Annotated in this window: 14 protein-coding genes; 4 read left to right on the forward strand and 10 right to left on the reverse strand. The window is 39.9% G+C overall.

Features of this window, described 5'->3' with window-relative positions; genetic code table 11:
• Nucleotides 1–83: 83 nt before the first annotated feature.
• Complete coding sequence (locus ACTJJS_RS32535; RefSeq protein ID WP_440668122.1) at nt 84–1,448, forward strand: tyrosine-type recombinase/integrase; 1,365 nt, start codon at nt 84–86, stop codon at nt 1,446–1,448.
• Nucleotides 1,449–1,510: 62 nt separating this feature from the next.
• On the opposite strand, the gene ACTJJS_RS32540 is transcribed toward ACTJJS_RS32535, so the two are convergent.
• Entirely contained in the window at nt 1,511–1,804 is a 294-nt protein-coding gene (locus ACTJJS_RS32540) for a hypothetical protein (protein ID WP_440668124.1), read from the reverse strand.
• Between the two features lie 11 nt (nt 1,805–1,815).
• A complete protein-coding gene (locus ACTJJS_RS32545; protein ID WP_440668125.1) occupies nt 1,816–2,265 on the reverse strand; it encodes a hypothetical protein in 450 nt (149 codons plus the stop codon).
• Nucleotides 2,266–2,719: 454 nt separating this feature from the next.
• Here ACTJJS_RS32545 and ACTJJS_RS32550 point away from each other — a divergent pair, with 454 nt between their 5' ends.
• Entirely contained in the window at nt 2,720–2,956 is a 237-nt protein-coding gene (locus tag ACTJJS_RS32550) for a helix-turn-helix domain-containing protein (protein ID WP_440668126.1), read from the forward strand.
• A 129-nt stretch (nt 2,957–3,085) separates the two neighbouring features.
• On the opposite strand, the gene ACTJJS_RS32555 is transcribed toward ACTJJS_RS32550, so the two are convergent.
• The 6 genes from ACTJJS_RS32555 to ACTJJS_RS32580 form a co-directional block, all read right to left on the reverse strand.
• A complete protein-coding gene (locus tag ACTJJS_RS32555) occupies nt 3,086–6,298 on the reverse strand; it encodes a P-loop NTPase fold protein (protein ID WP_440668128.1) in 3,213 nt (1,070 codons plus the stop codon).
• 612 nt (nt 6,299–6,910) lie between these two features.
• A complete protein-coding gene (locus ACTJJS_RS32560) occupies nt 6,911–7,510 on the reverse strand; it encodes a hypothetical protein (protein WP_440668130.1) in 600 nt (199 codons plus the stop codon).
• Nucleotides 7,511–7,546: 36 nt separating this feature from the next.
• Nucleotides 7,547–8,320: a relaxase/mobilization nuclease domain-containing protein gene (locus tag ACTJJS_RS32565; RefSeq protein WP_440668132.1), complete on the reverse strand. Its 774-nt coding sequence runs from the start codon at nt 8,318–8,320 to the stop codon at nt 7,547–7,549.
• Nucleotides 8,321–8,405: 85 nt separating this feature from the next.
• The gene (locus ACTJJS_RS32570; protein WP_440668133.1) at nt 8,406–8,672 is read right to left on the reverse strand and encodes a plasmid mobilization protein; all 267 of its coding nucleotides are present in this window, start codon (nt 8,670–8,672) and stop codon (nt 8,406–8,408) included.
• Between the two features lie 334 nt (nt 8,673–9,006).
• Nucleotides 9,007–9,345: a helix-turn-helix domain-containing protein gene (locus tag ACTJJS_RS32575; RefSeq protein WP_440668135.1), complete on the reverse strand. Its 339-nt coding sequence runs from the start codon at nt 9,343–9,345 to the stop codon at nt 9,007–9,009.
• Nucleotides 9,346–9,447: 102 nt separating this feature from the next.
• Nucleotides 9,448–10,161, reverse strand: coding sequence for a hypothetical protein (locus ACTJJS_RS32580; protein WP_440668137.1), 714 nt, complete (start codon nt 10,159–10,161; stop codon nt 9,448–9,450).
• A 93-nt stretch (nt 10,162–10,254) separates the two neighbouring features.
• Between ACTJJS_RS32580 and ACTJJS_RS32585 the strand changes: the two genes are divergently transcribed.
• Nucleotides 10,255–10,911: a hypothetical protein gene (locus tag ACTJJS_RS32585; RefSeq protein ID WP_440668139.1), complete on the forward strand. Its 657-nt coding sequence runs from the start codon at nt 10,255–10,257 to the stop codon at nt 10,909–10,911.
• Between the two features lie 46 nt (nt 10,912–10,957).
• Here the strand turns inward: ACTJJS_RS32585 and ACTJJS_RS32590 are convergent, their stop codons facing one another.
• Complete coding sequence (locus ACTJJS_RS32590) at nt 10,958–11,524, reverse strand: ImmA/IrrE family metallo-endopeptidase (protein ID WP_440668141.1); 567 nt, start codon at nt 11,522–11,524, stop codon at nt 10,958–10,960.
• On the reverse strand, nt 11,517–11,867 hold the full coding sequence (locus ACTJJS_RS32595; RefSeq protein ID WP_440668142.1) for a helix-turn-helix domain-containing protein: 351 nt from the start codon (nt 11,865–11,867) through the stop codon (nt 11,517–11,519). The genes ACTJJS_RS32590 and ACTJJS_RS32595 overlap by 8 nt, the downstream gene beginning before the upstream one ends.
• Before the next feature lie 160 nt (nt 11,868–12,027).
• Between ACTJJS_RS32595 and ACTJJS_RS32600 the strand changes: the two genes are divergently transcribed.
• Nucleotides 12,028–12,210: a YjzC family protein gene (locus ACTJJS_RS32600; protein ID WP_440668144.1), complete on the forward strand. Its 183-nt coding sequence runs from the start codon at nt 12,028–12,030 to the stop codon at nt 12,208–12,210.
• Nucleotides 12,211–12,299 lie beyond the last annotated feature (89 nt).

Below are 12,299 nucleotides of genomic sequence, written 5' to 3' on the forward strand. Positions count from 1 at the left end.
ATTCTATAACATCGTGGTGTTTTTCTGTAAACTACCTTTATAGAGGCCGACACAATTTTTATAGAGTAAATTATAGAGTAACTATGTTTCCAGTCAAACCAGTATGCAAAAAGAAATTTGTACGCAGGGACGGCACAAGCGTAATTTTCATCCAATACTGCCATTCCATTGATAAGCGTACCCTTTTAAATTCAGGTATAGCTATCCCTCCTTCGTGCTGGAACCTTAAACGGCAACGGATAGACGACAACCTACCTGAAAATTACGGCAAGGCAGCAGCACTTAATGAACAACTTCAACGGGCCATTAGAAGTGTGCAGGACATACTAAATTTTGCTATAAAGGAAAAAATAACTGACCCTCTCTCATTCCTTAAAACGACTTTCAAACCGGGATTTGACATTGCTACGCTTACTCAAAAGGCCCAACAGGCCGCGGCCCTCGACCCTAAAACCAATCTTGATCTGATTTTCCAGATAGAGGACTACATCAAATGCAAGCGGGATAAGGTTTCGGCGGGTATGCTGAACGTGTATAAGAACATGAAAGACCACATGGCGGCCTTTCAGGAACACCGGGAAGCCGCTATCACATTCGATTCCTTTGACTTTAACCTGTATGAAAGCCTTGTCAATTATCTGACTTACGACTATGTTCAACGCCGGAGATCGGAGGTTATTGACGGTAAAAAGGAACAGATAAAAGGGCTAAAAACCTCCACCGTAGGCAAAACTATTAAACAGCTTCGTATATTCCTGCGGGATAGAATGCGCCGTAAAATTATCGCTCCTATTGACCTATCCGATTTTAAAATACTGGACGAGGACGCCGATGCCGTATACCTGTCTTGGCCCGAAATTAACCGGATTTATCAGGCAGACCTATCCAAAAAGCCCCATCTGACAAAGTACCGGGACTTATTTGTACTTGGCTGCCTGACAGGGCTAAGGTTTTCCGATTTTTCGTCTATCCAGCCGGAGGACGTACGGAAAGGGTCATTATATAAGAAACAAGAAAAATCTGACCATTGGGTAGTTGTACCACTGAGGGACGCGGCGGAGGAAATATTGCTTAAACGCTTTAACCGCCAGATTCCCGCGGTCAGTAACCCCGAATTTAACCGACATATCAAAGAAGTAGCACAACTGGCGGGCATTTGCGAGTTAATAAAGTTCTCCCATAAAAAGGGAAATAAAGACATAGTACAGGTAAAACCCAAAAATGAATGGATAACCTCACACACCTGCCGCCGCTCCTTCTGTACCAACGAATTTTTGGCAGGAACACCTGTAGAGCTGATAATGAAGATCAGCGGCCATAAAAGCCTGCGCGATTTTTACAGATACATCAGGATTACGCCGGAGGAAGCGGGCCGAAAGATCAGGGAAATATGGGAAAAGCGGGGCGATATTGGTATCACAGCTACAACTTTGGTGAATGTAAGATAGCCGGTAACAAAAAGGTGTTGTTTCAAAAATCTGAAACAACACCTTTGACAAACTCAACAAGCTCACTCGGCTTGCATCGAGGCAACAAGGGCTTCCACTTCCTGTACCAGGTTCTTGCTCACTATTTCCGCGATTTGGCAGGCCTTATACTTTTCTGCGTTGCTCAAATCTACCACGCGCACACGCCCATTTCCTAGTTGCAACTCCCGCATCTTACGGTAAAATGTGGGTTCACTAAAACCACATTCTTCACACATACGCGCTCTAAATACTGCGCTTGCGTTGAAAAACGCCATGTACAAAACTCTTAGTGGATTAGGATTCAATTCATCCTGAAAGGAATAAATGTATTTCATAATATATAACTTTAAAAACTTAAATCAATTAGTCTAAGACGGGTAAAGAAATCTTTAAAAAAGCTTAAACTGATTCTGAGCGATAAGCTGTCAAACAGGGATTCTTCATACTTAAACAGGATTTCTGAATAGCCATCAAAGAATTGTTCCATCTCGTCAACGTCAACTTCCGACCGGTATTCTTCCAGATTAGCCAAATGCACCTGTAACTCATTACCCAGTGAATTGTTGAGATTAGTCAGGTTATCCCGTATCATGGCTTCTTTCATGGAGAAGGCCGCGTTTATTGTATTCATGAAAAACCGACAAAAGAGTATAGCCTGATTCCTCTGGCGCATATCCCACCCATCCGCCTCTGAACTTGACAAAACAATGGTGAATAGCTCCCAGCAGTATTCAGTAAGGCTTTGCTTGGTGGTGTAAAGCGTGATTTTCTTTAAATCGGTTAAGAGATCAGCCATCGTAAAATGTTTAAAGTGATAAATAAACCGTGCCGGGAACTATTCTCTGGCTTTCACTATGGAATTGACAATAGCATTCCGGCCGACATAATTGCCGACAAAAACAATAAAAAAGTCTACATGACGATTGGGGAGGTCTGCTAAAGGGCATAAAAAAAGCGCAGACCCAACATTACCTGTCTTGGAGGCCGTGAGAAGCCCTGGGAACAAGTAAGTGGGCCCACGCATAGCATGGGCTGTCACTTAACCCCTCGTTCCCTTTAGAATTTCTCACGTTCCCAAGAAGAGGATTCAAGCAAAGCCTTAAATATCTTAAGGATTGCGAAAATAATCAATTACTACAAATTCACTATCACAATGCGAATATAACACATTTTTTGAAATGTGGTTTATAACCCACATTATTTTCGGATAAAATCTTCGATTATTACCTGTTCAACATTTAAAGATGGCTATGGATAGGTATTTAAGGGAACAAATAAGCCTCGGAAAAAATATTCGCGCTGTGAGAAAAGCCGCGGGCCTTACTCAGCTGGATATAGAAGTCCGCACCGGCATAGATCGCGCAGACATCAGCAAAATAGAGAATGGGAAAAAGAACATAGAATTGTATACAATAGTGAAACTGGCTGAGGCCATGGAAGCCGAACTCCATCAATTCTTTCCAAACAAACAGTCCAACAAGCAATAAATAACAAAAAGCATTTCATCATGTGGCTCGGCTGGTAAAACCATCGGAGCATATGACGAATGTATTAGGTATGGTCACCTTATCCTCTCCTTTAATTGCCGCAGATATCATCAACTCGTACCATTTCTTTTAAGTGCCTGATTTCTTATTGTTTCCTTCGTTTTTCTCTTTTGAGTGCTTTTTAAGTCCTATCAAATCTCCAAATTCCTTTACCGACTGGTTGTCATTGAGGTCTATGATAGTGTCAACTAATGATGCACTATCAGTCTTTGGAGCATTTTTGAGTAGTTTTTTTATTATCGTATTGTGCTTCTTAAGAATATTCAGACATGGTTCAGATGTTAAGAGGGAAGGTATTAAGATAGTTCGGAATACGTCTACAGATTTTTCTTGAATTTCTCCTGTCTCAAGTATGGCATCTCCAATAAACTCAAAAAGCAATGGAATCATTTTAGTTCTACCCGAAGTGAACTCGTCCCTAATGTTTTTAAATAAATTGGTTAAATTTTTTCCTGAGTCCTTGAATGATTGAATAATGTATAAGTGGTCAGTGGGATTTTTGATTAATGAAATTGAAATCATCTCCAGGAGGACCTTTTCAAATGCAGTGATAGCAAAACTCTTCCAATTCGAATAATTTATAATCTTGAGCGCACAAAAAATATTATTTTCGGTATTTTTAAATATATCAACCCATGAGTTCGTTGTAAGGGTATCAAAGTAATTGTTCAAAGATGTAATAAATTCTTTGCCCAAGTTAGTGTCACTACTAACGGCAGTTTGGCAGAATAGCGGAGGGGTAGATTCAAATAGAGTAGAGTCAAATTCTGGAGTATTCCAACTATTAAGTCCATTCATAAATAGAAACGGATCTAATTCGTTCGCTTCGCAGACTTTATCGAATATTTCAATTAACTCTCTGACATCTACACTTTGCATTTGGTAGTTATTCTGGACAACATCCTGAATAACAGCCTTCATAAGTGAACTGTTAAAACTGGTTGATAATTTCAATAAAGCCTCATAGTTAATGTAATATTGGATTCTCTCTGATACCTTTTTTACAAATTCAGGCAATGGATCTTGGTCTAGTTCTGGTTGTAAATATTCATCAGTGGAAACTTGGTAGTTATTACCCCTTGCAAGGAACATAGCCACCATGTCGTAGCCAAGATCATCATCTTCGTCGCTATCTCCGTAATAGTTATTTATCTCCGAATCTGTCAGAAGAGTTCCGATGAGACCCTTTGATTTCATAATGTGTTTTAGCGGTGGAAAAAGTTGACGTAATTGTTCATAGTCCGATTTGACCTTGCTGATTCTAGCTATAATTTTATCTTTTACTCGGTCGAAGTTATAATATGGGACCAGGTACTCTATGGCCACAAGAGCATAAGGGTTATCGTTTATTTGATCGATGAGGATGTCGTTTAATTCCTTTTCACCGGTCGTTATTTTAAATAGACTATAGGATTTCTGATATGTATCCACTAATGATAGGAGTGCCTCTGGATCAATTTTTTTCGGCTTCAATAGCTTGAAGATGTCTATATTAAAGCTATTTTCCCGATCGATAGTGTCGTATTCATCCACTACTTTGGCATATTCTACAACCTGAAATTCTGATGCTGCTTGGAGTGCGTTCAGATGTGTTAGGACCCATTCTATCTTCTCATTAATATCAATTCGCTTAAAGATGGTTTTTTGATGTGCTTTCAAAATAAATCCTGTAAAAGGTTTCTTCTTTTCCTTTATGTATACGATACTCCAAGCATACTCTAACTTTGTTTTGGAAATGTTTGCTTCTGACGAAAGTTTGTCCAGCGCCATTACTGGCATTTCATAATCATCCAAATCATTTAATACACTAAAAATAATTTTGGAGAAAATTTCTGTTTTGGCAATTTCATTTAGGTTATTGATTTCTCTGTTAACCAGGCTCTCTTTAAGTCGTTTAGTATAGACTACTTCCAATGCATTGTCGGGATCTATCTGATAAGAAAGTGAGGTGATGTATTTTTGAAAGTTGTCGTCTTCTTTATACAAGTATCCTAGACCTCTCAGAAAATCTGCCTCGGTTATGGCTTTAAGTGGATCTACCAGGATCGTATCCTTGTTTAGGACAAATATTCCAATATATCGAGCAGGGATTTTGTTGTAGAGTTGAATTACGGAAACCACTTCGTTGATAAAAGCAATAATCTCTCTCGGAGTAACTGTCTGTGCATAAGTTTCAAAGATCTGCTCAATCTTGATGTATTCTGCTTCCTCGTAATGACTTTGGACTGCATCCATCCAACACTTAGCAAAAAAGCTTTTCCAGTTAGACATTATGGGAGGGGATATACGATATACAAGATCAAATGTTTTGTTGATATAATCATTCGCGAAGTTGGGACCTATTTTCTCTTTCTCACTCCCATTCAGCTCACTGAAGGCGGTTCTTATATGAGCCCGGTCAAATGGAATAATTACTTTTATGTTCTTATACTTTTCTTCGTGAAAGAAAATGTGTATCGATGACCAAATACTTTGGATGTGTTTTTTAGAAAGCCTATCAAAGTTGTCCAAGACAATAACCATTTTCTTTCTATTTGTACCAAGGTCGAAGTCAATTTCTTTCATCCAGTCTCTAAAATCCCTAACAGTTGGCTCTTTTTCAGATATTGTCTCCACCTTGGTTTCATCCGTTTGTTTACTTCCGTAAACTTGCATCATTTGTTGAAGAGTAAGCTTAAGAGAGCTCTTAACGTTGTTTCGCGTCCACCGTGTTTTCGCCTTTTTAAAATTTCCTATGAGCTTACAAATGTAAATGCCAAACCAAATAATTATTGGAAGCATTACTAATACAAGTTTTGTATAAAATTTATCTTTTTCCAGGTCTTTTACAAAGACTGTTACTGAAGGTACATAGATGATCAGGAAGAGTGAAAGGATAAAGCCAATACTTAGAAATGGAATCGTAATTGTAGTTACTCGCTTCTCCTTCGATAATAATCGGTCTAACTTGTCAGCCCACTTTTTATGCTGCACCGAGAGACCGCTATTTTGGTCAGCAATATACTCTGTAAGTTCTACCAATATTGCTTTCCTTTGGTCATCCTCCTGGTGTCCCCAAACATCATAAATAAAAAAATTGCATTCTTTTTGGAGCTTTGTTTCTACGATTTTAACAAGATTGCTCTTGCCTGTCCCCCAGCCACCGTCTATACCAATAATTTGAAAATCATCTTTTTGAAGGACCTCTGAAAGGAGGTTGGCTATTTTCTCTTGTGATTTACCTTCAAAAAGGTCTTGTCCAATTGGGACATTCGATAGGAACTTATAAGATGAATCTATCATCAGTAATAATGAGGTTTATTCGCTACTTAAATTCAGTATAGGAGTATTCAACTACTCTAGTAGTTGTCAATTGACTAAGATAAAAAAAATTATGAAAAAACAAGTATGGCATTTAGAAATATTTAGCTTTTGATTGTTTAAAATCTATAATTACACATATATAATTTATCACTTATATAACACTTTAGCCAAAGAGGTGCGATAAAAGTGGAAGCCTTCCTAGAAAGTGGAAGGCTTCTTGTTACATAAATCAAAAATCAACTCTGAGCTTTAAAATGGTAAATTTTGATTAAGTCGCGGATCAAATTGATGATCATTGTAAGGAACAGCAGAACAGATGTGGATTATGAGATTAACAAAAACTGCTTATCAGACAACACAGGGAGATATCAATAAGTCGTCACAAAAGAAGAAAACACTACAGATTTCGGTCGATAAAACATGCTACTATGGGGAAAGTAGTAATCTTTCACCAAAAAATAATTTTAAACTTCAATATTATGATGACAACAACTTGTTCATAGTTGACCATTTCCCATTTTTTGAAACCCCGCCGGGAGGGGGCGCGGGGGATGGCGCGGCGGCAGCGCCTCCCCCCCGGACAAGCTGGCCTTACTGAATTTTCCCTGCTCTATTCCTCAACTGGCTTGCTTCCTCCTCCTTTTCCTGTGCTTCATGTAGCATAGTTGCTATGCGCAGCCTTTCTTCTTCCCATTGTACCACACTATCCCGGAAAGCCTGCGGGTGCGCATGATACAAGCTATCTATCGTAGACAGGAACGGACGTAGCTGTTTCCCTCCCTGTAGCTGCATATAACGGTATTTTATATCTCCTGCCCTATAAGCCTGTAAAATGGAACGTGTGTTGAATAACCATACAGCCCCTAAGACAAGTAAGAGGAACAGGCAAGCGGAAACAACTGCCCCTGCCTTTACATGATGGTGATGTTTTATTTCCTGTACAGGCGGACGTTTCAGCAGATCGTTATTTATTTCAAGATTCTGCGATAGTGTATAAACCGCCGCTGTAGGAAATTTCAGGCGTTCCGGCATTCCAGCTACATCGGCTCTTATCTGCTCTAAAGAAGTACTGACATTCTTTAACTGTTCAGTATAGTCCAGCATTTGCAGCGCGGCGCTACTTATTTGTCGGATACCTTCATCAACTTTATTTAACTTGTCTACAATTGTCTGCAATAACAACTCGTTCATAACATATAGTTTAATTCATTCTTAAATAGTTTACCGTTACAAGCGCAAACCACGTTTTTTTATTTGCTGCTGTTCCTGCGTAATCTGCTGCTGCATTGTCTTTTGTAAGCCTGATATAGAACATTTTCGGTCAATACTGCTGCCTTTAAAGGCATATGAACCTTTTTTAAAACTAATTCCCTGTAGTTGTTGCGTATTCCCTTTGTACTTATACTGTACGTCTATTCCCTTTTTCATTAACTCGTTTTCCAATGCCGGCAAGGTCTTACAGTGGGGCAATACAGCTTCGATAGCCTGAAAAATTTCATAGCGAGCCGTTTCTTCATGGTTAAGGGCTTGTAGGTTGGTGAGGGCTATTTTCTTTTCGATGGCAGGAATTAGCTGATACTTTTGGGTGAGCTGCTGCGCGGCCTTCTTCCCCCGTAACCCTATCCAGTTATCCCGGATTGCCTTTCCACTGTTGTTAACCAGGTTAGCGATGATATGCAGGTGCAAATGATCGGTATCGGTATGCTTTGTTATCACATATTGGGTATTAGTGATGCCTAGTTTTTCGAGATATTCCCGTCCTATCTGCGCCAACCTTTCATCAGTTACCTGCTCACCTGGATAAAAGCTAAGGATACCATGAAAAACGGCCCGGTGCTTATCTGACAACTGCTGCCTGTTCGTTTCAAAATCGTTACCCATATGCCGGTAGCTGTAATCTCTCACACCTTCTGCTTCCAGTATTTCCGCCCGTCGTTCATCTGCACAGACATAGCGACAACAGCCATAAAAGGATTTACCGGTAATTACTTTACTTATCACGTCTTAACCAGTTTAGAAGGCTGTCAATCTGTTGGCGGTAACTTTCAAAAAGTAACATGGCATTCAACATGCGCTCTTTATGTGCCTATTTTGATACCTGATTGATATTATTGGCCATCCCTATTAACTGTTTGATATATGCCAGTTCCTCGTCGCTTAAACGTGCTACAACGCTGCCAAACAATGCCATCTGACGGATATAGCCAGTATAACGCAGACCTGCTTTAATGGCCTTTTCCCTCACAATAAAGTACTCTGCCTTGGTAAACCGTACGCCAGTACGTATTTCTTTCCTTACAGCTTTAGGCGGTCTGCCGCCTTTACCCTTCTTCTTTTCCTGCGTCTGTTCCATATCTGCTACATTTTAACCTTTGAGGGCTGGCAGCTCTGCTGCCCTGCCCGATCTTCCCGTACAGGTGGCAACGCCGCCTGTACTTTCTCCGCAGACGGGTAGCGAAGCTGCCCGTCATTCTCCGCTAAAATCTCCGCACTTCCCCCTTGCGACCACCGGTCGCAAGGGGGCGAGGGGGCGAGCGGTTTTTGCGCAGCAAAAACACCGCTCGCTAACGGAGCGAAGCCCGTTCCGAATCCGCGAACGGGATGCCGAAGGCGGCCCGTTCGATCTTCGCGGGCGGGCCTGCGTGGCAGCCCCGCCCCATCTCCGCGACAGGTAGCAAAGCTGCCTGTCATTCTTTCGGTCGTTCTCCGGGCTCCAGCAATCGCTGTATGTCATTCCAAAGAAAATAGACTCTGGATTTAATTTTGTAAGGCTTTAGCCTGCCATCCTTAACCCAGTCATAGATAGTCTGTCGGCACACTTGGAACAGGGAGCATACTTCGGAAATCTTAAAAAGCGGCTTGTAGGTCAAACCGGGGGTTTCATAAACCGGGGAAGCGGGCCGGCCTTTTTCTGCTAGTTGGACTTCCTCACGTATAATCTGACGGACATTCTGCCAGAATTGACCCGGTTCGTAAGGAAATAGCATCGGCGTTGCTGCACTTCCATTCTTCACATTGTCTTGCATAGCTCTACGATTTTTCTGCAACTATAGCAAAACAACAAGCCCGTAAAAAGTAAAGTATACTTTTTACGGGCTTGACAACATTGGCTATACCATTATACTGGCTTACACCGTCATTAGTTTTGAGTCCAGTTGTTCCATAACCTTAATTCCGGAAGAGAAACCGATAGCTTCAAAGAAGTTACGAGCTTCCTCCAGACTTTTCCCAATTTCGGTTTGCTTATGAGGAGATAGCTTTGATACTTTACAGGTAATCAGCTTTAAAGCCTTGTACATATCGTCAGGATCTTTCCCGAAAAGCTGCATTAGCAGCTCCCCATATTGCCGGTTTGCTCCTGTTATCTGTACCCCGCTAGCTTTAGCCAAAGCATAATAAACAACTGTCGCTGCAAAATTGGACATTTGTGCCTGTTGACACTTTTTAAGATGCTGTAGTCGTTTGCCCTCATAATTTTCCATGATAGTATCCAGCTTGGGTAGGAAATCGAAGTAAAACAGCTGACCATAAAGCCAAATGCTCAACACAGTCAAGCTGATCATCCCGCCCAGAAATAGGCTGGACATAGTAAATTGGTTAAATTTGGTGCCAAACGGTATAGTAATGAATATACCCACAAGATAAAAGGTAGCAAAATGAGCTATAACATGTTTAATCCAGTAGTCTGCAATGACTTTTTTACGAGACGCATAAAGGCTCCAGCCAACATAGTCTCTACTATAATTTTCGTGGGTGACTACAAACGTTTGTTGGATATAAGAGCTTCTAAGAGGAAGATCGAAGATAACGAAGGACAGCAACCGCTCTAAAATCTTTTTCATACACGACTATTTTCCTTAAATTTAAGAAAACTTACCTATATAAGCAGAGGTTGAAATCATTCAATAATATTTGTGAAATTTAATGTTAATACTATGCCTATAAAAGACACTGAAGTATATAAATACCTTGAAGGGGTTAAACGCTATTTTGATAGTGATTTAAAAGTATTTTATAACATAATGGCAGAAGCAGAGAATAAAGAAAATGAAACTGGCCGATACCATGAAACAACATCCAGAGAGGGTTCCAATATCCGAGTATTTGTCCCTGGACCAGATCAACCTAGGTGTGCAATTCCTCTGGTTCAAAATTTATTCTCTGTAGCAGAATTATTAGGTTTTTTGCTTAGGGATGCTAAAACATATTATAAGTCTGAACAAAATCTGAGAGCTTTTTTTCAAAAAGCGGATGAATATAAAACCTGGACATTCAATGAGCAACACTTTGTAGTCGGCATGGGGTGTTTCAGAAATGGCATGGCACATAACTACTACCCAAAATTAGAGTTAGAACTATCATTTAGGTCATCTAACCCTACTGGGGCTTTATTTTTTAAAGGGCGCACTGCTAACGTAGTTCTTAACGTGAATGAACTGAGCAGAATTATAGACGCAACATTTGCTGCTGTATTAGCTGACGAAAATGCGGAACTCTATCAAAAAATGGATACACAAATGAAAATTCTCACTATCCAGTACGAAAATGAGGTGAGGACCTCTATTGATACATTAAAAGCTACTTTGCCATAGAGCAACTCAGAAAGTAATTGCAATGCTCACACGGGTACATAATATGCTAGAGCCTGCTATGGTTTACTTGCTTTATAACACCTGTAGAGTATAACCTATATTTTACCATTTGGGGACTTGCGGAGAAATGCTCAGAGATATATGCTTCTGTCCACCTTTGCCTAAGGGCCTGTACCAGGCCCTCTCTTGGTATTTGAAGACAAGCGCCCAAATACCTTGCCTCCTCTTCATGAAGTTCGTTATAATAATACAAATTCAACGGAAGACGTAGAGTCTTAATATTCTCCGGTCTTTCATGCTTTCTTATAATGTGTGCAATTTCATGCATTAAGTTACTTTGCTGTCTGTAAACCGAATGAAAATTATTGTGAATAATTACTTTGTCCCCATCCACATTGTTCATCCACAAAGCGTTAAAACTATCTTTCAATATATCAACCTCATTTGGTGACAAAAGATTTTCTATAGATGCGACGAGAATATTTAAATGTTTCGCCAATCTAAACGCACAAAGCGGAGCTGTATCGTCTAAATTCATTTGAGACCTGTAATCTCTCGAAAGTCGCTCTGCTTGGCTTTTAAAGCCTCGCGGCAATATTGATTTTCTAGCCATTTCTACGTACTTTGGTAAATGCCATATCAACCATCTTAATCATAGTTTCTATTGTTTCAGAGTCTAATTCTCTACTTGACCTAAGCTGGTATACCAGCTGATCTTTTTCGGATAAGTCACTGAATTGCTGCGGGTCACCTGAAACAAAAGTTTCTGTATTGACTTCCAGCCATTTACAAATAGTAATAAAAGTCTCAACATCAGGTAGCTTACCTTGTTCAATACGTGAAAGCGTTGCTGAACTTATGTTTCCAATGCTTTTTGCCGTTTCCCTTAAACCCATTTTGCCTCGCTTTGATTTGATCATACTGGCAAATAGCTCTGTGTTTAATGTGGATTTCATGTGAATAAGTTTCTTTTGTGATTCATTGTTGCATTAGTGAAACAGTTCGTATCTTTACAAAGACATCGTTGCATTAATAAGACAAATTTAAGCAAACAAAGTTCAAATTTGCAAATTATTATATGAATGGTGCTATTACTAACACTAAAAATTAAAGTAAATGAGTAAAAATCTGAAGCCTGGCCAGCAGGCACCGAAGTCTGGACAGTATATTACAATTGGGCCTAGGGGAGGACAAGGTAAAGAAATTACCTCAACAAAAGGCAATCCACTTCCACCAAGTGAAAAACCAGGTTCAACTTATAAACTTGTTGATCCTACTAAAAATAAGAGTGGAAAATAAACAAACCAATGTAGACAAGACATGGGTAGCATAGGATCACAGTAATATGCTACCTATGTCATAACTACAACCAGCGGGGCCTCTTTATA

It is taken from the genome of Chitinophaga sp. 22308 (genome assembly GCF_052045305.1).
GTDB classification, from domain to species: Bacteria; Bacteroidota; Bacteroidia; order Chitinophagales; family Chitinophagaceae; genus Chitinophaga; species Chitinophaga varians_A.

Coding starts and splice junctions, on each gene's coding strand:
- ACTJJS_RS32535 (WP_440668122.1), top strand. CDS start 84: ATGTTTCCAGTCAAACCAGTATGCAAAAAGAAATTTGTACGCAGGGAC.
- ACTJJS_RS32600 (WP_440668144.1), top strand. CDS start 12,028: ATGAGTAAAAATCTGAAGCCTGGCCAGCAGGCACCGAAGTCTGGACAG.
- ACTJJS_RS32540 (WP_440668124.1), bottom strand. CDS start 1,804: ATGAAATACATTTATTCCTTTCAGGATGAATTGAATCCTAATCCACTA.
- ACTJJS_RS32575 (WP_440668135.1), bottom strand. CDS start 9,345: ATGCAAGACAATGTGAAGAATGGAAGTGCAGCAACGCCGATGCTATTT.
- ACTJJS_RS32550 (WP_440668126.1), top strand. CDS start 2,720: ATGGATAGGTATTTAAGGGAACAAATAAGCCTCGGAAAAAATATTCGC.
- ACTJJS_RS32585 (WP_440668139.1), top strand. CDS start 10,255: ATGCCTATAAAAGACACTGAAGTATATAAATACCTTGAAGGGGTTAAA.
- ACTJJS_RS32580 (WP_440668137.1), bottom strand. CDS start 10,161: ATGAAAAAGATTTTAGAGCGGTTGCTGTCCTTCGTTATCTTCGATCTT.
- ACTJJS_RS32570 (WP_440668133.1), bottom strand. CDS start 8,672: ATGGAACAGACGCAGGAAAAGAAGAAGGGTAAAGGCGGCAGACCGCCT.
- ACTJJS_RS32560 (WP_440668130.1), bottom strand. CDS start 7,510: ATGAACGAGTTGTTATTGCAGACAATTGTAGACAAGTTAAATAAAGTT.
- ACTJJS_RS32595 (WP_440668142.1), bottom strand. CDS start 11,867: ATGAAATCCACATTAAACACAGAGCTATTTGCCAGTATGATCAAATCA.
- ACTJJS_RS32545 (WP_440668125.1), bottom strand. CDS start 2,265: ATGGCTGATCTCTTAACCGATTTAAAGAAAATCACGCTTTACACCACC.
- ACTJJS_RS32590 (WP_440668141.1), bottom strand. CDS start 11,524: ATGGCTAGAAAATCAATATTGCCGCGAGGCTTTAAAAGCCAAGCAGAG.
- ACTJJS_RS32555 (WP_440668128.1), bottom strand. CDS start 6,298: ATGATAGATTCATCTTATAAGTTCCTATCGAATGTCCCAATTGGACAA.